We start from the raw sequence: 24,255 nt of genomic DNA on the forward strand, positions 1-24,255 counted from the left end.
CATGAAAAAAATGATGACAATTGCTTGTGCAGTAACCGTTTCGTTGATGGCGTTGGCAGGTTGCGGGGCCAAAAGCGAAAACAAAACATCCGATTCGCCGGCCGCCACCGCCGCCACGGAACAGGTCTCATTCAGCTTCTATTTCTCCGGCTCGCAGAACGTCAAAGATTTGTGGGATACGCTAATCCCGATGTTCAAGAAGGAAAATCCGACGATCGACGTGCAGGCGGTTTACCTGCCTTCCGGCACGGGCGCGCAGCCGACGTACGACCGTATTCTGGCGGCGAAGCAAGCTGGGAAAGGCTCCGGCGACATCGATTTGTATGAGGATGGCATAAACGTCGTTAGCCAAGGCGGCAAAGACGACGTATGGGAGTCGCTTTCGACCGACGCGATCAAAAACTTGGCGAATGTCGACGCGAAGACGATGCAGGATGTGAACCAACTGGCGATTCCTTACCGTGCCTCCGCGGTCGTGCTTGCTTACAACAGCGAGAAGGTGGCCAACCCGCCGAAGACGCTGGACGAGCTGCTGGAGTGGATTCGCAATAACCCAGGCAAGTTCGCTTATAACGATCCGTCCACAGGGGGATCGGGTAGCTCGTTCGTGACGACGGTGCTGTACAACGGTTTGCCGGAAGAAGCGATCCATAACAGCGACCCGTCGATCATGGCCGAGTGGGACAAAGGCTTTAAAGTGCTGAAGGATCTGGGGAACTACGTGTACGGCAAAGGTATCTATCCGAAGAAAAATCAAGGCACGCTCGATTTGCTCCAAAACGGCGAGGTCGACATGATCCCGGCTTGGTCCGACATGGCACTTCAGCAATTAAACGAAAAGCTGCTGCCGGAAAGCGTGAAGCTGCAGCAAATTACGCCGGGCTTCAACGGCGGGCCGACTTACCTGATGGTGAACAAGCTGTCCGAGAAGAAAGAAGCGGTCTATCAATTCCTGAACTTCGTTCTTTCGCCTGAAGCGCAAGAGGTTATTGTTAACAAAATGAACGGATTCCCGGGCATCGAGCTTTCGCACATGTCCAAAGACGTTCAAGATAAGTTCAGCGGGGTAGCGGAAGGCTTCCGTGCGTTCAACCTTGGCGATCTGGGCAATGAAATCAACAAACGCTGGCAAAGCGATGTCGCTGCCCAATGAGTAAAAATGCGAAACAAGCGATATGGGGGCTGACGCTTGTCGGCCCCGCCTTCTTGCTTTTGCTCGTCATCGTTGTGTTGCCCATCGTACAGTCTTTTATCGCAAGCTTGCACAACAGTTCGGGCGGTTACGATTTCAGCCGATACCAAGCGCTGTTCACGGACACCGGGATGCGGGCGAACATCGTGTATACGCTCCAAATCACAATCATCTCCTGCGCAGTTGTCTTGGTAGTCAGCTATGCGTTGGCGCTGTATCTGCGATTCAGCTCGGGCTGGATCGCCAGATGGATCCGCAAAACCTACATGATTCCGATGTTCATTCCGGGCGTCATCGCGACTTACGGCCTTATGAATTTGCTCGGCAACCACGGCTGGCTGGCGCGTCTGCTGCTTCCGTTTGGGCTGGAGCTGCCCAGAATTATTTTTGATGCGAAAGGGCTTATTATTGCGAACCTGTGGTTCAACATTCCGTTCGCGACGATGCTGCTCAGCTCCGCGATCGCGGGCATTCCGAACTCGGTGATCGAAAGCGCCAAGGACGTCGGGGCAGGCCGGTTCAGCATCTTCTTCCGGTTTATTTTTCCCTTGTCTTACAAAACGTTTCTAGTCGCGTTTACGTTCGTGTTCATGGGCGTCATCGGATCGTTCACCGCGCCGTTCCTCATGGGCCAGAATTCGCCGCAAATGCTTGGCGTGGCGATGCAGCAAGTGTTCGGCGTGTTCGGCGAGCGCGAGCAAGCCTCCGCGATTGCGTTTTTTACGTTTTTGCTTTGCTCGGTGCCGGGTTATTTCTATATCCGCTCGATGGCGAAGGAAGAATCGGCCCGTATGTAGGGCTCCAGAGTAACCTTACTCTTCACCAGCTCTAACGCGATCTAAGTCCGGGCATCAAGTTAGATTAACTCGGTGCCCGGACTTCTTTTTACGCCTAATGAGAGCCTGTATATTCGTCGCTCTCCAATTTCGTCAGCTTCTCGCGGCCCATGAAGAAAGAGAAGACCAGCGCAAGTAGGGATGGAATAATCGCCCATGCGAAGGTATGCGAGATGGAGGACGAGAGCGCTGTCGTAATCTTCTCGAGCACCTGCTGCGGAATGGCTTCCCTCGTTTCCGACGATAGAATGGCGCTCGGATCGCTGAGATTGATGCCTGCTGGAATCTGGCTTTGACCGCCGCCCCCCGAGAACAATGCCGTCGGCTTGTTGTTCATGGTATGGCTTTGAATAATCCCGAATACCGTGATTCCAATCGTCATCCCTAGCGAACGCAGGAAGTTCAGAGTGGCGCTGGCTGCGCCACGTTCCCTAGGCGTGAATGAGAAGATCGCGGCATTGCTCAGAACGGAGAAGGTCGTCCCGATACCCAGACCAATCAGAATCATGAAGATGATAATCATGAATTTAGGTGATTCAATGCCAAGCGTTGTAAGCAAAATATTGCCGATCGCAAGCAAAGCAAGAGTTGGCACCATAAGCAAACGGAACGTCGTCTTGGTAATCAGGAAGCCGCTAATGGTTGACGACACGACGGACCCCAGCATCATCGGCAGGAGCACGAGACCGGAGTTCGTCGCTTTTCCTCCCAGAACGCCCTGGACGAAGATCGGGATGTAGACCGATGCCGTGATGAATGCTGCGCCGCTGAATATGGAAATGACGTTGCTGGTCCAGTATAGACGTTTGCGAAACATGCCGAACGATATGATGGGCTCTTGAACGGTTCGTTCGATGAAGATAAATGCAACCAGAAGCGCGGCAAATCCGGCAAACAAGCTGATAATTAAGCCGGAATCCCAAGCATACTGTTTGCCTCCGAGCTCGAGCGCGAACATGAGGCATACCACGCTGCCGACGAACGCAGCCGCTCCACCCCAGTCGATTCGCTGCTTTGTATGCTGAACGGACTCTTTATAGAAGAAAGCGATCATGATAAAGGCAATCAGACCCAGCGGCAGGTTAATGTAGAAAATCCATTCCCACTTGATATAGTCGGTAATGTAAGCACCAAGTAATGGTCCGAAAATACTCGATATGCCGAACACAGCTCCGAATAATCCGCCTAGTTTGCCGCGGCTTTCAGCCGGAACGGCATCAAACATGATCGTAAAAGCAATTGGAATTAGCGCTCCCCCGCCGATTCCTTGAATAGCGCGATAAATGCTCAACTCTACGATGGAATGCGCCGTACCGCACAGGATGGAACCCAACATGAACATCAAAAGCCCGAAAATATAAAACCGCTTGCGCCCATACATATCGGACAGCTTGCCGAAGATCGGCATGCCCGCCATCTCGGCGACCATGTAAGCCGACGTGACCCAGACAAATTTGTCCATCCCGCTGAGCTCGCCGACGATCGTTCCCATCGCCGTCGTGACAATCGTGTTGTCCATGGATGCCATCAGAATCCCAAGTAGTAAGCTGGAGACGATAACACCCACATTGTTACGTGGTGCAATCATTGTTGTTTGTCTTCCTTCCCATTTCATCTTCATCATATTATTGGGAAACTTGCTCTAAGAGCCAATTATAGAGCAAAGGGTCAGCATAGGTTTCTGTCAAATCGTGACCCGCATTGGGATAAACGGTTAATTTTACATTCCCATTATGTCGTTTTATAGCTTCTACCATATTCATTGTTTCCTGCAATGGAATAACATCATCCTTCTCGCCGTGAAACGCCCATATCGGGATATTCTTCAAGACCTCTGCTTTTTCAGGATCCCCACCACCGCACATGGGGGCGAGTGCAGCAAATCGCTGTGGATATTTAATGGCTAAATCCCATACGCCATAGCCACCCATACTGATTCCTGTTAGATAGATTCTCTTGTGATCCACAGGGTATTCTGCAACGATCTCATCAAGAAGAGCTATGATGAAGTCTGTTTCCATATTCCAAGAGGATTGGTCAGGACATTGTGGGGTAACGACGATAAATGGGATGTCTGACCTTTTCTCGAGTTGCTGTGGAAGGAAATCTAATCTTAATAGATCCAAATCATTTCCCCGCTGTGATACGCCATGGAGATAAAGGAGCAGGGGCAATCGCTGAGAAGACTTTATTCGATTCGGTAAATGAAGCAAATAATTTAGACTCGCACCGTCTTTTCGCAATTTTTCGTCTATTTGAATCATAAAAATTCCACCTTAAGTTAATTTTGTTTTTACTGTTCCAATCATTCTTTAATTGCATCCATAGTCAGATCGTTTATCACTCACTAATTCATTCCGATCTTTCCCCCCTTTTAAATCATTCACTAACATGGAAGTGGAATTGAAACCATATTAGTGCAATAATGAATATTAGGGAAGAACCCACTTATTAGTGATATACTAACCCGAAAGTAATAATTGTGAAGGAAGTGGGATTTATGGCTATGACTTTTTGCTATGATAAGCTCGAAATTTGCATTAGAGTGATCGGCGGTAAATGGAAGGGACTTATTCTATATCATTTGCATTTTGGTCCGAAACGAACATCTGAGCTGCAGAAGCTCGTGGTAAATATTACGCAAAAAATGTTGATACAATCCTTAAGAGAGCTGGAGGAGGATGGTATTGTAGAAAGAACGATATATAACCAAGTGCCTCCCAAAGTAGAGTACTCTTTAACCGAGCTCGGATTGTCACTTCATCCGATACTGGTGACTCTTATGGATTGGGGCGGAATGTATCAAGAACATTTTCGGAAAGAATCGGAGAAGAACTCAGTATAAATGCTTAGGATGATTTGATGAGGGGGACGTTTGTGAGGGCAACACAAGTAGGGCCACCTGCCTTAACATGCGGTGACCCTTTTTCCATAGTATCATGCCGAAGCTATTTTACATCGTCAGTTATTATGTCCATGTCCTGCGACGAACGGTTATACATGGAATCCGCGGCGAATGCCCGGAGTATGTATGGAGTTTGTGGCGATAAACCAGTGACTTGATATTGCCTGTACTCATCGAATGGCTTGTCTAGCGGCAACGAAAGGCTGTTGAACGATTGGTCCACTTCCCCGGTGAGCTTGTTGATCAGCTGAATATTATATTCCAACACGTGCACATTGTCATTTGCTTGCTTTATTGTAAAAGTAACTTCGTTGCCATTGATGGAGTTGACCATAATTCCCTCATCAAACTGCGGAGCAATGAGTTCTCTTGTATCGCTCCTGCTGTATGTGAAGGCATCTTGGCCTTCGCCGACGTTTACCACACGAGGTATGCCTACAAACTGATCTGTACTTAAATTGTACTGTTTGATAATTATTTTGGTACCATAAACCTCTAAGAAGTTCGCAATACGAGGTGCGGTATTGTAATTGACATACGCGCCTTCGATATAGTCTCCGTACGGACCGCTATCCATATAACTGGAATATGTCGACGCGCCGCATTCGAGATACGTAGCCGCACCTTGATAGAGAGAACGTTCGTCGGTCGGGTCGTAGTGCGTGTGACCAGATAGATATACCACCTGCGATAAATTGTTGTCGGCAATATATTTACCTACCTGATTGCTTGCCTCGCTGCTCCATCTCTCTGACCACACGGTACCGCTTATAGGGAAGTGAGAAGATACAAAGATCGGTTTTGTTGGATCGTAATCCTCTTCTTCGGTAATTTGGTTGAGGAAATCAATGGTTTTTCCCACCGTATTGTCGTTGTTGTAATTTCCATCAAAACATACAAGATTATATCCTTTTACCTTTACCCGATAAGCATCGTTAAAGAAATTGTTATCGTACGAATTCGTAGATTCGTTCCAAGCGCCTGCCGAACCGACAGGTATGAATTCTTCGGCGCCACCCATATCATGGTTGCCTCTTATGATATAAAATGCCGTATTATCAAATAAACCCTCATTTTTAAGTTTATCGTATACGCTAGTCATCTCTTTCATCCACAAATATTCTATAGCATTGTTGCCGCCGGTAACATCGCCGGGAATAAACAAGACGTCGGCCTGCGGGATTATGCTCAGTTCTTTTCTGAAACCTTCTTCCACGCGCGCGATGGCAGCGGGATTACTGCTGATTTCCGGGTCGCTGTCCACAATCATATTAAAATCGGCGGGAGTTAATGATTTATTGCTTTTTTGATAGATGAAAATGGCGTTGTTTAGTTCACGGTTGTAATAATTGATCGTTTCCTGTGTATAAAATTTTACTTTTTGCGTTGTTGCAACCGCAGTTGCCGCATTCAAAACCTTGTTCAAATCACCAAAATCGGTTTCGCTGAAGCCATTGCCGAGACCGCCTGCTATGACTGCATTTGCTTCTGATATGGTGTCGTTAAGTGCTTTCATATTTACTTTATTTATAGCGTAACTAAGATAATTCGCTTGAACTGCATCTCTGCTAAGTGCACCTTTCCAAATCATCAGATCAGCGATATCGAATGAATTGCCGCCGAAGTTGCCCGACCCGTCGCAACCAATATGTAATGGGTTCGATGTATCTAAACTTCCGGGACCTAGCGTAGTTTCAGCCATCTCGTAGCCATCAATATACAACGACGCCAGCATTTTATTTCGGTCTACAACATAGGTCACATAACGCCAATCGGAAGCATTAAACGTGTTGCGCCCAAAGGAAATATTGTTTACGGATGCGTTCGGGAATCCGAAATTCATTTCGACCGAATGTACCGATGTGTAAATCGCCCAGCCTGCGCTCAAGCCATCACTAAAATCCTTGTTAGAACATATGACTTGATTATTGTTCGTGTCGCCTTTATACCAGAAGGATACGGTAAAACTGTCCTTGCCAAAATTCAAGCTATTCGTCGTACTGACATAATTGCCATTTCCGCTTTCTAAATGCAGCGCTTTGGTCCCTGGTAATACACCGTCTACAAAACTATAAATTCCATTTGCTTCGAGCAAATGCTCTGGATTCGCATCGTCTTTTAAGTGATTATCGAATGTAATCGATGCAATAAGGGGAAATGTCATGACAAAACCTCCACATGTCTGAATTTCTTAGTCCATTATACTTTTAGTGGACTTGTTTTCCAATCAACCCTTCTGTTCATGCAGCTGCATCATAGGTTATACTGGTTATGCTATTTTAAAAAATAAACAGCTGCCTATGAACAACATCAGGGGGAACACAAATGGGACAACAAGAGGGTACGTTACAGAAAAAATTAAAACCCAGACACATCAGTTTAATGGCCATGGGCGGTGTCATCGGAACGGGGATTTTTAAAGGGAGCGGCGAAACGATCGGACTGGCGGGGCCGGGTGTTGTTTTATCTTATATTATCGCCGGTCTGCTGCTATTGGTTGTTATGGCTGCCATGGCGGAAATGGCGACCGTCTATCCGAATCGGAACATGAAGGATTTTATCCGGGAAGCTTTTGGGGTCAAGGTCTCTTTTGTAATGGGTTGGCTGTATTGTTTTTTATGGTTAACCGTATGCGTCATTGAGATCATTGCTGCCGGCAGCTTTTTACAATATTGGTTCTTAGACGTTCCGTTGTGGGTACTCAGTCTGGCCTGCGCTGCCTTTATTATATTGATTAATTTGCTCAGCGTAGGCGTGCTCGGGGAATTTGAATTTTGGCTGGCCGGGATCAAGATTGTGATGATCATCGTTTTTATTGTGCTCGGTGCAGGTTTGATTTTCGGGATTATTCCAAGTGAACATACGCCATACCTGGAGAATTTTAAAGGTTCCGGGGGCTTCTTGCCGAATGGGTGGGCTTCTATTTTTTCAGCCATGCTTGTTGTGATGTTCTCTTATGGCGGGTCGGAGCTCATTGGCTTAACGCTGACGGAAACGGAAAATGCGGCCGGCATACTGCCCAAAATGGTCGGCAACTTTATTCTGCGAATCGTGATGTTCTTCACTTTGCCGATCCTTGTCATCTGCGGATTGATCCCGTGGAATGAAATAGGGCCGGAGAGCAGTCCGTTTGTTCAGGTTCTATCGTCAACCGGGCTTTCCGGGACGGCACATATTATGAACTTTATTCTCGTTACGGCCGTTCTGTCCGCAGCCAATTCGGGGATATACGGCGCATCTCGGATGCTGTTTTCTATGGCGGCAGCGGGAGAAGCTCCCAAGGCTTTTGCCAAAACGAATCGCAAAGGAAGTCCGGTGAACGCCCTATTGCTGTGCGCGGCTGTCCTGCTGGTCGGGGCCATGCTCGGATTTTTCGCACAAGACCAGCTATTCCGGGTGTTAATGGCGGTACCGGGTTTTGTGGTGCTCTTGGTATGGATTTGCATTGCTTTGGCACAGCTCAAGCTGCGAGCCCATTATCCGGTGAAACCAAGTTTCAAGGTGTGGGGATTTCCTTATGTAACGGGAGCCGTGGTTTTGTGTCTGGCCATTATTGCGTTTATGTTTGTGCTGGATCCGGCGAACCGGCTTAGCATCGGGGTATGCTTCTTCGTGCTGCTGCTGCTCATCCTGTGGTCTTTTGCTAAATTCCGTTCGGATCGGCCGCGATGATCATCAATTTTAGAGGTTAGTTTTGACGACTTGAGAAGTCCGTTCGATTGCGAGCGGACTTCTTTTCATGCAAGGTTTGGCCAATTTTTTCAAAAATATAACCCCGCCACATAAACCGCAGTGATCGTCCTCGCGATCTCTTCAACTGATCCGTGATGCTCGTCCCGCACGATTTCCCACAAGTACATTTCGTTCGTGAAAAACCAGCCGCGGGCGACGATCTCATGATTTAACTCGGAGCGGGCGAGTCCGTTTTGCTGGGCGTAGGCAACGTCCTGAGAAATGCGCTGAATAAATTTTTCCCGAATCGCTTTCCATTTATCCGCAACCAAGGAAGAAACCCCAATCGCCTGGGCAAACACCTGCATCATGGCCCGCTCGGCCTCCGCCATCGTCAAAAAAGCATTCGCCTGCTTGTTAATGATCTCCTCGGCTTCTTGCTTCGATTTCGGCACGAAGGAGATCTCGGCGATTTCAAAAAATCGCTCCATGACGTCTTCCATCAAGACGATGAGCAAATCTTCTTTGCCCTCAAAATGAACATACGCCGTCCCGTATCCGATGCCGGCATGCTTAATCATTTGCGTGATCGTTGCTTTCTGAAAGCCTTCCTGAAGAAAAATTTCCTTCGCGGCTTCCAATAATTTCTGCCGTGTTTTCTGCGATCGTAAATGGCGCTTGTCCTCTACATTCCGGTTATTCATTCCGTTTCCTCCGTCCGATGCTCAATATCTTAAGGATATATGGATTTTTGCGAAAAGGAAAGAGATGTCCTAGGTTAATCGGATGTCAACAATTGGCTGCGAAATATTATTGACATCATGTCATATTCAGCGTGATAATGTTATTGACACGATGTCACATTTATTCAAGAAAGCGCTTCATTACTGCTTTGTAAAGGGGAGTTTCTCGATGCTGTTGAAGAACTTTGAAACCACGTTGGAATATGCGAAACAAATGGATCAGGTCGATCCGCTGAAGCATTTTCGGGAAGAGTTTTATTTGAAGCCGGGATCGATTTATATGGACGGGAACTCGCTTGGCCTGCTTTCGAGAAGAGCGGAGAAGACGCTCCTGGAATCGCTTGAGGATTGGAAAGAGCACGGAATCGACGGCTGGACGCAGGGGAACCACCCTTGGTTCTTCATGGCGGAGGAGCTCGGGAAGAAGCTTGCTCCGTTGGTAGGCGGTTCGGCGGAGGAAGTCATCGTGACGGGTTCGACGACGGTCAATTTGCATCAGCTTGTGTCGACGTTTTATGAGCCGAAGGACAATCGCACGAAAATTTTGGCGGATGAACTGACGTTTCCATCGGATATTTATGCTTTGCAAAGCCAGCTGCGGATTCACGGTTATGATCCCGATGCGCATCTGATTCGGGTGAAAAGCCGCGATGGCCGCTTCCTGGAGGAAGACGATATTATCGAAGCGATGGATGAGACCGTCGCATTGATCGTATTGCCGACTGTGCTTTACCGCAGCGGTCAAATTTTGGATATGAAACGATTGACTGAAGAAGCTCACCGCAGAGGGATTGTGATCGGCTTCGACGCGTGCCATTCCGCGGGTTCGATTCCGCATTCTTTTGGCGAGTGGGGTGTAGACTTTGCGTTTTGGTGCAATTATAAACATTTGAACGGCGGACCTGGCGGCGTTGGAGGTTTGTTCGTCAACCGTAAGCATTTTGGAAGAATGCCTGGTCTTGCCGGATGGTTCAGCTCCGCGAAAGAGAAGCAATTCGACATGGAGCATACGTTAACTCCCGCTTACTCCGCTGGAGCTTTTCAAATCGGAACGCCTCATGTGCTGAGCGTGGCTCCTTTGATCGGATCACTCGAAATTTTTGCGGAAGCGGGCATTGAACGTATTCGTGAAAAATCGCTTCAAATCAATCAATATTTGATGGACTTAATCGACAGTGAACTGGCGGGTATGGGATTCGTCATCGGTACGCCAAGAGAGGATGCGCGCCGCGGCGGGCATGTGAGTCTCGAGCATAATGAAGCCGCACGGATTTGCAAGTCGTTGAAGGAAAACGGCATCATTCCGGATTTTCGGGCGCCGAACATCATTCGTCTTGCGCCTGTCGCCCTGTATACGTCGTACGAGGAAGTTTGGCAGGTCGTTCGAATTTTGAAAACGATCATGACGGACAAACAATACGAAAAGTTCAAAAACGAACGCGAAGTCGTTGCTTAATGATATGGCGAAATGAGAGGGCGAAATGAGGGGGTTCGCTCTCTCGCATGGATTCAGGTCATCAAAGGACAAAGCCTAATGGAATGGTTCGAGAAGGGGATGAAAAGAGATGGAGAATAAGCATAACGGCGGGGAGTTAAAACGGGAGGTCACGACAGGCCAGCTCTCGATGATCGCCATGGGGATGGCCATTGGAACGGGGTTGTTTTTGGGTAGCGGACTTGCGATCGGCACTGCGGGACCTAGCGTATTGCTCAGCTATTCGATCGGTGCGGTTGTCGTTTTGTTATTGATGGGGTGCTTGGCGGAAATGACGGTTGCCCATCCGACCTCAGGGTCTTTCGGCACGATTGCCGACAAATATCTTCATCCTATGGTAGGCTTTCTTGTCCGCTACTCCTATTGGATCGCGCAGGTTCTCGCCATTGGGGTTGAAATCAGCGCAATTGCCGTCTATATGAAATATTGGTTTCCGGGTGTCCCCGGCATCATTTGGATCGTTTTGTTTACCGCGGTGCTCATTTATGTAAACGCTACCAGTGTGAATGCTTTTGCAAAATTTGAGTATTGGTTTTCCATGATCAAGGTTGGCGCGATTGTGGCGTTTATCCTTCTTGGCGCGTACGTTCTGTTTGGAACTTCCGGATATGAACATGTAGGAGCTCATAATCTGGCGGATCAAGGCGGCTTCATGCCGTTTGGGTTCAAAGGGATGTGGATTGCCGTATTTATTTCGTTATTTAGCTATATTGGCACGGAGTTGGTCGCGGTTACTGCGGGTGAAGCCAAAGATCCGGATGTAGCGGTGCCGAAAGCTTTGAAAGCGACGGTTTTCCGGTTGTCCGTGTTTTATGTGCTGACTTTGGCGATTATGCTGATGATCGTTCCATGGCAATCGGCAGGCATTGAAGAAAGTCCTTTTGTGAAAGTCATGGAAATCCTGAATATCCCCGGTGCCTCCGGGATCATGAATTTTATCGTGCTCACAGCCGCTTTATCCTCCATGAACGGGCAGCTGTATGCTTCCTCGCGGACGATGTTTTCGTTATCCAAAGAAAAGTTCGCACCGGCCGTGTTTGGTAAGCTCAATAAAAAAGGCGCTCCAACGACCGCGCTTTTCGTTTCCACCTTCGGCATTATTCTTGCCGCGGTTGTTAGTGCGCTGCTGCCTGAATCTTCGTACTCTTTTATGATGGGCATCTCCATGTTCGGTTCGCTGTTTACTTGGCTGATCATTTTCATCTCTCATTTGTCTTTCCGCAAGAAGTGGGAGAAGTCAGGTGGGCGCAAATTGCCGGTCAAAATGATGGGGTTTCCTTATTTGACGATACTGGGCGGACTTCTGCTGCTCAGCTTGATGATCACCGCATGGTTTACGGATTTTAAGATTATGCTCCAGTTTGGGGTTCCTTGGCTGCTGTTTTTGTGTGTGGTTTATTGGGTGATGAGGAGAAGGAAGGGGTAATAAGGGATATGGAACAAGGGCAGGAGCGACGGCTTCCTGTCCTTTTTTCGTGTTGGAGAGACCAACTCTCAAACGATGTCGATATTTCATGAAAAAGGCGAGATTTTCGCGAGAATCTGTCGATATAATAGATATATTGATGAAAACTAGCATGTGGGAAGAGGCGGATTTATGGGTAAACGGAAGCGTTTTAAAGTCATCCAACAAAGCAGTCGTCGTTTGCAGACTTCTTTGCTTGCCGGAGTTTTGTTGGCTGGTTCTATTCCAGGACTGGCCTATGCAGCCGAACCGTCAGCACAAGACCAGGTTAAGTCTACCGATCGTCTGGTTCTAGAGGCTGCCGGTGCAAACAACACACCGCTAACGGACCAAGCTTCGGCGGGCGGTTTTTCCGACTTGAACGGAATGTCATCGTCCGCGGAGGAAGCCATTCAGCAGGCGAAGAAGCTGGGGTTGCTGGAAGGGGATCCTACAGGACATTTTCGTCCTGCCGAAATTTTGACTCGCCAGGAGCTTGCGGCTTTGATGGCGAGGGCGCTTCGTTTGTCTTTGCCGGATACGCGGACTTCGTCGTTTGCCGACGTGTCGGAATCGAGCTGGAGCGCTGCCTCCATAGAGGCGGTTTATCGCGCCGGTTTGATGACGGGAGGAGGAGCGGATTCCTTCCGCCCGCAAGATCCCGTTACCCGGGAAGAGCTGGCCGCGGTGTTCGTGCGGGCCGTGAACGGGACGAATGCGCGCGGAGGTCAGAAGCCGCCGGTACAGGACCAGCAGCAGATTTCTACGTGGGCGGCCGGTTTCGTGGATACGGCCTTGCGTTTAGGACTCATCGACACGCCAAATGAGCGATTGAATCCGCGCGGCTCCGTTGTACGCGGAGATATTGCGGCTTTTTTGGTCAATATTTTTCAAGCGGAAGAACAAACGGCGACAATCACCCAAGTGGATGGAGACATGATTTTTATTAACGGGAAGCCGTATTTGGCGGATGACAAGCTGAAGCAGTTGCTCGGCGAACAAAACGGGGAAGCGTTGAAAGGGGCCGTATTGAAGTTTAAGTCGGCCAACCGCAACGTTAACGGCCTTTCCGATTTGGAAATCGTCAAAGACGGCGTTGATCTTAACGCGGGCAGCTTCGCATTTGCAGGAAACTTGAAGATTAGCGGGAACGGTGTCACTGCGAGCGGCGACTCTTTTGGTCAAGTGACTTTAGCGCGAGGGGTTTCGAGCGTAGAATTGAATGCCAAGATCAAAACGTTGGCGGTGGACGGCGGACAAGCTATTCAGTTAAAAGGAAATGTACAAATCGAAACCCTGCAGGTAACGGATCCGAAAACGAAGTTGACGCTAGGCAGCGGCGTGGAAATTGGCGAAATTGTATTGGCCGAGGGCGTCAAGCTGTCGCAGGTGATTGAAAATATAGATAAAGTGAGCGGTCGGATCAAGCGTGTCCAAATCGGCATCGATGATCGAAATATTCCAAGCCCGACACCGCCTACGACAACAATTCCATCTCCGTCTCCAACGCCTGCTCCTGCTCCGTCCAACCATGCGCCGACCGTGAAAAGTGCGATTTCACCCGTGACGGCCCAAGTGATGGACAGCATTCAGACAGTGAGCCTCGCGAATAGATTTGCCGATGCGGATAATGACGCATTGACTTATTCGGCGGTTTCGTCGAACACGGGCGTCGCCACGGTGTCTGTGGCTGGGTCGGACTTGACCGTCACGCCGATTGGTGTCGGCACGGCCACGATTACCGTGACGGCGAATGACGGTAAGGGCGGAACGGTGCAAACGCAGTTCGGCGTAACGATCACGTCCGCCCCGGTGAACCATGCTCCGACAGTGAAGCAGACGATTTCTCCGGTCATGACGAATGCAGGTGATCCGGGCACCAACTTCTCGCTTGGCGGAACGTTCGAGGACGAAGATTACGATGCGTTGACCTATTCTGCGATCTCCTCGGATACCAGCGTTACTGAAGTTGCCGTGACGGGAGATCAGTTATCGATCGTTCCCAAAAAAGCCGGCAAGGCCACGATCACCGTAACTGCCATAGACCGCAAAGGCGGCGAAAAGAGCACCAATTTCTTAGTCACTGTCAATGGACCGCCTGCGGTATCGTCGACGCCATCCGACCAATCGCTCACTGTCGGAAATGCCGACTACACCCTGGATTTATCGACGGTGTTCAGCGATCCGGACCAAGACGCGTTGACCTATGATGCGAAATCGCAGGATTCAAGTATCGCAACGGTCGCGATTAACGGAACGCAGGTGACGGTGCACTCTCTGGCATCTGGCCAGACAACGATTGAACTCACAGCCAAAGACGGTAATGGCGGCGAAACGAGAATCAGCTTCAAGGTCACAGTCAATGAACCGCTTTTGATATCACCGCTGCCAGCTCAAACGCTTCAAGTCGGCACGCCGACCGTCTTGGATCTAGATCCGTATCTCTCCGATCCGGAGCAGAACACATTGACCGTCACGGCAACTTCGGCAGCTGCAGGCATCGCGACCGTCTCGGTCTGGGGACATCAAGTGACGCTGACGCCGGTTGCAGAGGGTTTTACGACCGTAACGATCACAGTTATGGATAACCGCGGCGGGATGGCAACGTCGTCCTTTGTGGTGGAGGTTCAAGCCGCTTCGGTGGGGCCGAACCATGCGCCGCAAGTTTTTGGCACCATCTATGAACAAGTGCTGACTGCAGGCGTGACGAATGCCCGGTCGTTCAGCCTCACCCAACTGTTTAAAGATTCGGATGGCGATACGCTGACCTTTACCGCCGTTCCGCAAGTTTCCGGCATCGTGGCCGCAACGGTTTCGGGGAATATCCTCACGCTAACGCCGGACTCAACCGCGGGCAAAACGATTGTGCAAATTACCGCGGACGACGGCAAGGGAGGCACGGCGACCTACGATGTCAATGTGCGCAACGCGCCTCTTGCTCCGAACGGAAAGGTGGAGATTCGGACGAAGCAGGGAGTGAACGATCCCGTCACCTACGACCTGTCGGGTATCTTCCCGAATCAGACCACTTTCCAAATCTACCAGGGCACTCCGGATTTAACACGAACCGGAACGACGCAGATGAACGGAAGGATTTGGACGTGGGATGGCAATGCCGGACCATTGGTGTGGGTGATCGATGAAAATGGTACGGCGGTTGTTCTGAATATCACCGTAGCTCCTCAAGGGGCCGAGGATCTGTACTTCTCGCAGTACATGGACTTGGGCAGCGGGCGAACGGCGATTCAGCTGTTCCACAATCTTGACGGAGACAATTCGCAGGTGTCCGGTTATGAGCTTGAAGTCTATCGATATAATACCCAGGACGGACAGACGATCCCCAATACACAATCTTTGTTCTCGTTTGGGAAGGGTACGCCGTATATTTTCATCGACGATTCGTTCACAAATTTTATGGATATTACCACTGCCAAATATTTCAACGGTCAATTACCGTTGTACGATCCGAATGGCAAAATAGTAACCACGGGGATTGTCCTGAAGAAAAACGGTGTCGTGATCGACGTGCTTGGCAATCCGAGTTCGCAGACGCAGTTCATGCCAAGCGGCGGCACGATCATCCGCAAGAAGGGCATCCAAGCCGGCTCAATTGCGTTCAATCAGTACGGGGAATGGAATAGTTTCCCTACAGGCACTTCCCAGTACATTGCATCGCACACCCCGTAATCGTGTAAGCTCTAAATCTAAATAACGGAAAAGATGTTGTGAAGCCTACAGAATGGTGAGATGAATGAACCAAATCAAGGATCTTCAGAAACTCATTAAGCTCACAGGTGAGCGAGAGAAAGTGAAAATAAAAAAGAACATATGAAGTTTGAATAAACCCCTCAAAAAGGCGATACTCGGCACTTCATGTGCGAGTATCGCCTTTTTCCTCATTCCGCCAGCCGATTGCTAATTCTGCATTTCCACCACACCGTCTTTGCCGAAATGGGTTTTGATGACGTAACCGTTCGTATCCATTAGCATCCATCGATCGCTGCGATCTTCGTTGAAGTAATGGGTCATGTTTACGGTAATGCCGTTTTCCGTTTCCGGATCCTCCACCGCTTTGCAGTATGCCGTACCGTTATATTTTTTCATGCCTACGATTTTCGCGTATACCGGCTCCTTCATTTTCACGTCTCCGGTGACGGTCCATAGCTCTCCCGGCGTGCACCAGGCGGTTGCGGGTACCTCCTCGGGGGATTCGCCTTCGGGCGAGCTGCCATCAGACGATTCATTTTGAGATGAGACGCTTTGGGATGTTTGACCGCCGCCATTCTCCGCCTGAGAATCCACATCCACATTCTGAATTGCGCGATCCGGGGACGTTCCCCCGGCACTGCAGCCGCCTGCGGCGAACAAGCCGATGATGAACATCCATGCAATGGTTGTTTTGAACACGGGATCCTCTCCTTTGATGCTACATTAAGAGAAAATGACTTCCACTCACAATACCATTTCACTGCCACAATCGGGAATATCGGATCGGCTAGAGCGTCTTTCATTATTCTTTTATTCCGCAGTAGTAAACTTGTCTTATCCTGAATCATTCAAGTCTGCGATTCTCTTGACGAATGACATTCCGCTCCCATCTGCCAGATGATATGATAATGCTAGGGAATTTTGTCGAACTGGGTCGCGGGATTTCGGCTCGGTCGTTATTCGTCACAAGGGAGCCGCATTCGTGGATATTAAACAGTGGATGTCGATCTTACTTTTCATCGCGACGGCGATGATGCTGTTCATCTCTTGGTTATCTTACCGGAAACGCCATCTACCCGTTGCGAATACGATGATTTTCATGATGTTGGCAGCGGCTTTTTACGCGTTTGGCTATGCGTTCGAGGTGCTCAGCCGAAGCTTGAACGATTTCAAGCTGTCGCTTCAAATCGAATATGTGGGCATTCCTTTTGTTTCGACGCTTTGGCTCTTGCTGGTCATTCAATTCACGGGAACCGCCTCGCGCTACAGAAAGCGGCTCACGGCGGCGTTATTCGTCATTCCCGTGCTTGTTTTCGGATTCCATTTGACCAACGATTGGCACCACCTCGTATACGAGCAATATATTTTGAACACGGATACGCCGGTTCCTTTGTACACCACAATCAAAGGATTCTGGTATAAAGTACATTCCGTCTACAATTATGGCGTTATGCTGTGCGGGATGTTGCTGTTTATCCCGATGTATTGGCGGTCTTCGCCCATCGTGCGCAAGCAAATTCTGATTCTCGTCCTGGGCGCCGCCGCTCCGATGCTCCTCAATATGTGCTTTTGGCTCGGCATACGCCTCGACTTGACGCCGTTCGGGTTCGCCGTATCGGGGATCTTCTACATGTGGGGGATTTATCGTTTTAATCTGCTGCGGTTAACGCCGCTTGCCCATGCCAAAGTGTTCGATACGATTCGGGACGGGGTCGTCCTGCTCGATTACGAGGATCAAATCGTCAGCTACAATCGCGCTGCCGAAGCGATGCTCCCCGAACTCGGTTTGACGCTCCATTACCCCGCCGATGTCGGCAAGGTATTGTCCGATCATCCCGAATTGTTGGAAAGCATTCATGCCGCAAACTCCGGCGATGAGCGATTCCCATTCCACCGATTTCATGAGAATCGGCACCGGTATTATAACTGTAGCTTGACCTACATCTACGATGCAGGCAAAACGCCGATCGGCAAAATGTTAATGTTTAACGATATTACGGAGCTGAAGGAGAACGAATCGCGGCTGCGTGAAAACGCGCGTCAGCTATCCGAACTGAATGCGTTCAAGGACAAGCTGTTTACCGTCATGGCGCACGATATCCGTGATCCGATTGCGCTCCTTGTGAGCTTGACCGAGCTTTTGGGCGAGGAGTTGACCGCCGCCGATCGGGAGCATGCCGAGCTGTTTCATGCATTGCAAGGACAAGTGCACGGTACGTTTCAGCTTGTCGAGAATTTGCTGGACTGGTATCGCAGCCAAAAGGGAACAGTCATGTTCCGCCCGCAAGGCTGGAATTTGCAGCAGGTCGTCCGGCAAGCCTTGTCGCTTGCCGGGGCGAAGGCGGGCATCAAGCAAATTCGGATGACGGAACGGATCGACGAGCAGCTTGCGGTAAGCGCGGATAAAGAAATGCTGGATCTGATCTTGCGGAATTTGCTCTCAAATGCGATAAAATTTACGGGGATCGGCGGCTCGATCGAAATTAGCGCGGCCGTGGAAGGCGAACTGGTCGTCATCGCCGTCCGTGACAACGGAGCGGGAATGGATGTGCAAACCTCGGAACTGCTTCGGCTCGAGGAACCTTTCTTCAAGGCGCCGGCCGACGGGGACGATGCAGGGAATACAAGGTTCGGACTCGTTCTTGTGCGGGAATTCGTTCGGATCCACGGCGGCAGCCTCTGGTTTGACAGCGAGCCGGGAGTGGGGACGAGTTTTTATTTCTCGTTGCCCGGCTCCGCCAGTGGGCGAGAGGCTTTCGTCGACGGGGAAATGGAGGAATGGAGCGAATGAAAGTCATTTTGGTGGACGATGAGCCGGCGATGAGTTTGATTTTACGCAAAATGTTGGTCAAGCTGCCCGAAGTACAAGTGGCGGGTACTTTCACGGATACGAAGTCCGCGGCGGCATTTTTAACTGAAAACAAGGACATCGGTCTCGCTTTTGTCGATATCTCGATGGCGGGAGAGAACGGTTTGGCGTTTGCGGCCAGGATGGATGCTTCGGGCTCCCCGGTACAAATCGTATTCGTCACTTCGCATAAGGAATATGCCTTGGATGCGTATGATTTGTCCGTGCTGGATTATTTGGTCAAGCCCGTTGCCCAGGAGCGGCTGCAGCGGACGGTTCGTCGCGCGCTGGCCATCGAACGTGCTTCCCTTTTGGCGGATCAGCCTTCTTCGGTTATCCGGGACGCAGGCAAGGTGGTCGTCACCGTGCTCGGCGACGTCGTTGTGAGCAACGAAGCGGGGCGCGTCAAGTGGATCTCGCGGAAATGCGCGGAGTTGTTCGCCTATTTATTGCTCCATCAGAGCAAACGGATTCCACGCTCCAGATTGATTGCCGATATTTTCGGGGGCATGGAGCAAGAACAAGCGGAGAAGTATTTGAATACGACCGTCTATCAACTGCGCAAATCTTTGGAACCGCTGGGCATGCGCGATGTTGTGCGTTCGGAGAACGATGGCTACGCGATCGATTTAAAGGATGCCTCGATCGATTATGCGGAGTTCGAAAAACAAGCGAAGCGGCTGCAAACCATTGAGGCCGAGGATGTGGAGCTCGCCAAGCAAATCGAACGATCGTATACCGGCGATCTGTTCGGAGACAAGGCGTACGTGTGGGCCATTCATGAAACGGAGCACTACGCCGAATTGTACGCTTCGCTCGCCAAAAGGCTTGCCGAAGCCCTGATTGCCTTGCAAGACACGTCCGCTGCTTCGAAGCTTCTCGCGAAGCTCAACCAGCGCAATCCTTTGGATGAATCGGTGATCCGTTTATTGATGTCGTTACGCGAGCAGATGGGGGACAAAAAAGGATTGACTGCGCTATATAACGATTACGTTAGGCTTCTCGATCGGGAGCTTGGCATTCGCCCGTCCGGCGACCTGGTTCGCTGTTACGAATTGTTGATTGACAAATTCGAGGCTGAAAATAAATAGAGTGAATGACAAAAACCGCGAAGACTTGATGCTGCGCGGTTTTTGCTTTTGTTCTTGTGCGAACTTTCACGCCGGCTCTTTCATTATTCTTTTATTGCGATGAAGTAGACTTGCAATTGAGGAGTCTAGCAAATTGAATAAGAGGAGCGGGAGAGTCGCGATGTTCAGATTAAAATTATCAGGTACTGCGCGAGTGCTGCGTGGGTTTGCAATTCGTTTGATGGTGGGGTGCATGCTGTTGGCCATGTTTTCGCCTTCGCTGGGATGGAACGTATCGGCTGATGGCGGTAACGTTGGACCGGACGGCAGTCCCGGCTGGACCTATTGTGCGGATGAGGGAGCGGCTTGCGTTTTCATGGGAACGAAGGAAGTACGGTACTGGGGATATGACGAGGATAACCGGGTAACTGTTGGCTATCGAACGAGCGTCGCCGCGTTCAGCATCGAGTGCACGACGCCTGCGTTCGGCGGCAGCGATCCCGCGCCTGGCATCGTCAAAAGGTGTTATTATCGCGACGCGCAATTGGATAGCGGGGGGATCACGGCAGTGGTTAGCGGACAGCGCAAGATCGTAACGGTGACCTTCGGCGTGTATGCCCGGCAAACGGGAACAAACGAGGATTTGAAGAGCAAGATCTCCGTGAGAAGGACGGGCGGTAGTTTCGAGCCGTTAGGCCAAGCCGATGCTGTGGCGAACATAGCTTCCACACCAATGTCGAGTACGCTCGAAATCCATTTCGAACAGCCGCTAACGGGTTCGGAAAACGCGATTCGCATCGATAGCGATGCGTTCGGAGACAACGCGGGTGTTCTGTACGCTCAGCCAGTCGAGATTTCCCCGATTCGATATACCCCGCCCGTTCTGGCTGCGGACACGACGGATAACGATACCAAGCATGACATCGAAGTCGCGTTCGCGGACGATCCCGATTGGCGCGGCGCGATCACCGCGGTATGGGATGGCGGAACCATGTTAACGAAGGGAACGCAATATACGGTTGAAGCCGGAATCGTCAGAATCAAAGCAGGCGTACTCGCGAAAGGCGTCCATTCGGTGAGGATCGAGGCAACCGGGTATTTAGAAGCGTCGGTCACTCAAGCCGTCATCAAGATATACGCCAGCCCGAAATCGGGTTTGGGAACGGAAGCCGACCCTTTTCTCATTGCGACGCCGGAGCAGTTGGATGGGGTTCGCATGAACATGAATAACGGCACGTATTACAGGTTGGATGCCGATATCGATTTGAGCGAATACCCGAACTGGGAGCCGATCGGATCTTACTACACTCCCTTCGGAGGGCATATGGATGGCAGAGGGTACGCGATAACGGGACTGAAGATACAAAGCGGAGGCAAGATCGGGTTATTCGGGGCGGTCGTGCAGGGGGATCTCCGAAATATGCGATTGATCGACGTATCGATAAAAGGGAGCGACAATGTAGGCGGTTTAGCCGGCGAGAGCGCGTTGGCCAACATCGAGAATAGCTCCGTCACGGGAACCGTGAGCGGAACCAATAACGTCGGCGGCATGGTAGGCGCTGTCTACGGGGGGACGGTACGTTCCGTTTATTCCTCGGCGGATGTGAGCGGATTAAACTATATTGGCGGAGTGGCGGGTTTCTCGAACGGAATGTTGAGCTATAGCTACGCCACGGGGAACGTGAGCGGCAAAGATGCAGGCGGTTTGGTCGGCATCAACAGCTACGGCGAGATTGTCCACAGCTTCGCCACGGGGAATGTGACGGGCATCGACAGCTCGGGGATCGGTGGTTTGGTTGGGCTTAACCGCCAAGGAAAAATCGGTTACAGCTACGCTTCAGGGAGTACTTTCGGAAGCGGGGATGTCGGCGGTTTGGTGGGCCACAATGATTTCGGAGAGATTCGCGACAGCTACGCGTCGTCCGAAGCGAGCGGATATTATAGCGTTGGCGGGTTGATCGGCTTTAACGACAACACGCTCGGCGGAACGGTCAGCAACAGCTACGCTACTGGCGCCGTGAGCGGAAGAGATACGTATAGCTGGGATCTAGGCGGCTTCATCGGTCTGGATAGCTCCGGATCCGTCGTGAATAGCTTCTATGACACGGTGAAGTCCCGACAAAACGTATCCGCCGGAGGAACAGGCAAGGAAACCGAAGCGATGAAGGATCGAGGCACTTTTGAGGAAGACAGTGCGAACGCTTGGGATTTCACGAGTATATGGGGCATCGATGCTTCGCTTAACGGCGGGTATCCTTATTTGCGCGACATCCAAGCCTTCTTGGTCTATGACGGGAATGGGAACGCCAGCGGGACGGTTCCGGCCGGAGGCTCCTTCATGCCGGGAACAAAGATACGCATCGATGCGGGAACATTGGATTTGAGGAAAAAAGGGCACTTGTTCGGCGGATGGAACACGCGAGCGGACGGCCGCGGGGATGGCTACATGCCGGGGGACAACTATACCGTGTCTTCCAATGCAACCCTTTATGCGAAATGGAATCCGGCCAGTGCGACAGCCACCCTGACCTCGACGATCGGGACCGTTAGCGCGGGAGGAACGGCGAACGAAACGATCAAGAACGTTCCGTACGGAACAACGTTAGCCGCATTCGAGGCGGCGATTACACCGGCAACGGGCGCCACGTTCGAGGTTTACGATGCGGACGGCACGACCGTGGCGACGACGCTCGCGACGGGCACGAAGGTGATCGTCACCGCCCAGGATCGGATCACGACGGTCACGTATACGGTGACGGTGAGCGCACTGAGCCATGCGGCAACGCTGACTTCGACAATCGGGACCGTTAGCGCGGGCGGAACGGCGAACGAAACGATCACGAACGTTCCGTACGGAACGACGTTAGCCGCATTCAAGGCGACGATTACGCCGGCAGCGGGTGCTACGTTCGAGGTTTACGATGCGGACGGCACGACCGTGGCGACAACGCTTGCAACGGGCAAGAAAGTCATCGTCACCGCGCAGGACGGGACGACGAAGGTGACCTATACGATAACGGTGAATCCAGCAGCGCCGAGCGGTAACGGAAGTGGTGACGGAAGCGGCAACGGGAACGGAGGCGGAGCCGTAGGCGGCGGTGGGAGCGGTGGTACCCTACCAGCTGCGGACCCAATCATTAGGTCGTCGAATGGCAGACTGACGCTTCCGGCCGGCAAAGCGGGCGAAGTGAGCTTAGGCGATCAATCGATCGTCATCTCGATCCCGGCGGGCGCCACCAACCAACAATTAAAAATCTCGATCGACAATGTGACGGATCCGCAGAAGCTTCTCACGAATAATGACGTTTTGGCGAGTGCGGTTTACGAGGTTTTGAAGAACTTCCCGGAAAAGTTCACTCATCCGGTTACGATCACGATAACGTTTGATTCCGCGAAATTGAAGGGTAATCAAACGGCGGCTATCTACTACTATGACGAAGTGAAGAAAAGCTGGGTCGAGGTGAGCGGCGGCAAAACAGACGGAAATCGGATCACCGTGTCGGTCGACCATTTCACGAAGTTCGCGGTACTCGCCGTTGGCGGGTCCGGCGATGGGCCGGCGGCAGACCCCAAACCGGCGATCGGCTTCTCCGACATTGCCGGACACTGGGCGGAAGGTGCTATCCTTCAGGCGGCGAACAGCGGAATCGTTGCCGGTTATCCGGATGGAAGCTTCAAGCCGAATTACACGGTGACGCGCGCAGAATTCGCGGTGATGCTGGTGCAAACGCTAAAGCCTCAAGGGACGGGAGCGGCACTTGCTTTCGCCGACGCGGCGAAGATCGGAGCTTGGGCGAAGAACGAAGTGGCGCTGGCGATGAAGGCCGGCTATCTGAAAGGCTATGCCGACGGAACGTTCCGTCCGGATGCAGCCATGACCCGCGCCGAGATGGCGATGATGGTGGCCAATGCCGCCGGTCTAGCTTCGGATACGAATACCTCCACCGGCTTCGCGGATGACAAGGACATTCCGCAGTGGGCGAAAGGCGCGGTCGCAGCCGCTAAGCAGCTTGGCTACATGGGAGGCAAGGGTGCAGGCAAGTTCGATCCCCAGGCCAAGACGACAAGGGCGGAGGCTGTGACCGTTCTTCTGAAACTGTTGGCACAACAGAGCAAGTAAAGTACATCAACAAGGGGCTGCTACATAAAATGACACCTGAGGCTGGAATCCGGGTGTCATTTTTTTTGTACGCCCAGCATGGGCATCATCTCTAGGGTGAAAGTTCCGAACGGGGGCGACGAGCGCCTACCGTAAGATGTCGTTCTTATCAGGGGAGGCCTGCGGAAAACGCGAAGTGTTTTCGTAACGGGGCTGAAAAGTTTGCTTAACTCGTTACTTTTT

At 51.1% G+C, this 24,255-nt stretch carries 15 protein-coding genes; 10 read left to right on the plus strand and 5 right to left on the minus strand.

Features of this window, described 5'->3' with window-relative positions; genetic code table 11:
- Nucleotide 1: 1 nt before the first annotated feature.
- Nucleotides 2-1,153, plus strand: a complete 1,152-nt coding sequence (locus AC0LWM_RS13765) for an extracellular solute-binding protein (protein WP_474675523.1) — start codon at nt 2-4, stop codon at nt 1,151-1,153.
- Nucleotides 1,150-1,989, plus strand: coding sequence for an ABC transporter permease (locus AC0LWM_RS13770; RefSeq protein WP_474675524.1), 840 nt, complete (start codon nt 1,150-1,152; stop codon nt 1,987-1,989). Before AC0LWM_RS13765 ends, AC0LWM_RS13770 begins: the two co-directional genes overlap by 4 nt.
- Before the next feature lie 94 nt (nt 1,990-2,083).
- Here the strand turns inward: AC0LWM_RS13770 and AC0LWM_RS13775 are convergent, their stop codons facing one another.
- Both AC0LWM_RS13775 and AC0LWM_RS13780 read right to left on the minus strand, forming a co-directional pair.
- Nucleotides 2,084-3,616: an MDR family MFS transporter gene (locus tag AC0LWM_RS13775; RefSeq protein WP_474675525.1), complete on the minus strand. Its 1,533-nt coding sequence runs from the start codon at nt 3,614-3,616 to the stop codon at nt 2,084-2,086.
- A gap of 37 nt (nt 3,617-3,653) precedes the next feature.
- A complete protein-coding gene (locus AC0LWM_RS13780) occupies nt 3,654-4,292 on the minus strand; it encodes a carboxylesterase family protein (RefSeq protein WP_474675526.1) in 639 nt (212 codons plus the stop codon).
- 236 nt (nt 4,293-4,528) lie between these two features.
- Here AC0LWM_RS13780 and AC0LWM_RS13785 point away from each other — a divergent pair, with 236 nt between their 5' ends.
- Nucleotides 4,529-4,873 (plus strand): winged helix-turn-helix transcriptional regulator, encoded by a 345-nt coding sequence (locus AC0LWM_RS13785; protein WP_474675527.1) that lies wholly within the window; start codon nt 4,529-4,531, stop codon nt 4,871-4,873.
- Nucleotides 4,874-4,976: 103 nt separating this feature from the next.
- On the opposite strand, the gene AC0LWM_RS13790 is transcribed toward AC0LWM_RS13785, so the two are convergent.
- The gene (locus AC0LWM_RS13790; RefSeq protein WP_474675528.1) at nt 4,977-7,097 is read right to left on the minus strand and encodes a LamG-like jellyroll fold domain-containing protein; all 2,121 of its coding nucleotides are present in this window, start codon (nt 7,095-7,097) and stop codon (nt 4,977-4,979) included.
- A gap of 161 nt (nt 7,098-7,258) precedes the next feature.
- On the opposite strand from AC0LWM_RS13790, the gene AC0LWM_RS13795 reads away from it, so the two are divergent.
- The gene (locus AC0LWM_RS13795; protein ID WP_474675529.1) at nt 7,259-8,605 is read left to right on the plus strand and encodes an amino acid permease; all 1,347 of its coding nucleotides are present in this window, start codon (nt 7,259-7,261) and stop codon (nt 8,603-8,605) included.
- An 89-nt stretch (nt 8,606-8,694) separates the two neighbouring features.
- Here AC0LWM_RS13795 and AC0LWM_RS13800 read toward each other — a convergent pair whose 3' ends face one another.
- Nucleotides 8,695-9,309 carry a TetR/AcrR family transcriptional regulator gene (locus AC0LWM_RS13800; protein ID WP_474675530.1) on the minus strand — a complete coding sequence of 205 codons (615 nt, stop codon included), beginning with the start codon at nt 9,307-9,309 and terminating at the stop codon, nt 8,695-8,697.
- A gap of 208 nt (nt 9,310-9,517) precedes the next feature.
- On the opposite strand from AC0LWM_RS13800, the gene kynU reads away from it, so the two are divergent.
- The 3 genes from kynU (at nt 9,518) to AC0LWM_RS13815 (ending at nt 15,974) form a co-directional block, all read left to right on the plus strand.
- A complete protein-coding gene (kynU, locus tag AC0LWM_RS13805; RefSeq protein WP_474675531.1) occupies nt 9,518-10,804 on the plus strand; it encodes a kynureninase in 1,287 nt (428 codons plus the stop codon).
- Between the two features lie 109 nt (nt 10,805-10,913).
- A complete protein-coding gene (locus tag AC0LWM_RS13810; protein WP_474675532.1) occupies nt 10,914-12,269 on the plus strand; it encodes an amino acid permease in 1,356 nt (451 codons plus the stop codon).
- 171 nt (nt 12,270-12,440) lie between these two features.
- Entirely contained in the window at nt 12,441-15,974 is a 3,534-nt protein-coding gene (locus AC0LWM_RS13815; RefSeq protein WP_474675533.1) for an S-layer homology domain-containing protein, read from the plus strand.
- Nucleotides 15,975-16,202: 228 nt separating this feature from the next.
- On the opposite strand, the gene AC0LWM_RS13820 is transcribed toward AC0LWM_RS13815, so the two are convergent.
- The gene (locus AC0LWM_RS13820; protein ID WP_474675534.1) at nt 16,203-16,694 is read right to left on the minus strand and encodes a hypothetical protein; all 492 of its coding nucleotides are present in this window, start codon (nt 16,692-16,694) and stop codon (nt 16,203-16,205) included.
- 283 nt (nt 16,695-16,977) lie between these two features.
- Between AC0LWM_RS13820 and AC0LWM_RS13825 the strand changes: the two genes are divergently transcribed.
- From AC0LWM_RS13825 to AC0LWM_RS13835, 3 genes are all read left to right on the plus strand, one after another.
- Nucleotides 16,978-18,786, plus strand: a complete 1,809-nt coding sequence (locus AC0LWM_RS13825; protein ID WP_474675535.1) for a sensor histidine kinase — start codon at nt 16,978-16,980, stop codon at nt 18,784-18,786.
- On the plus strand, nt 18,783-19,934 hold the full coding sequence (locus AC0LWM_RS13830) for a response regulator (RefSeq protein WP_474675536.1): 1,152 nt from the start codon (nt 18,783-18,785) through the stop codon (nt 19,932-19,934). The genes AC0LWM_RS13825 and AC0LWM_RS13830 overlap by 4 nt, the downstream gene beginning before the upstream one ends.
- A gap of 160 nt (nt 19,935-20,094) precedes the next feature.
- Nucleotides 20,095-24,033, plus strand: coding sequence for an S-layer homology domain-containing protein (locus AC0LWM_RS13835; protein WP_474675537.1), 3,939 nt, complete (start codon nt 20,095-20,097; stop codon nt 24,031-24,033).
- The last annotated feature ends 222 nt before the right edge of the window (nt 24,034-24,255 follow it).

This window comes from Paenibacillus sp. sgz302148 (assembly GCF_056120465.1).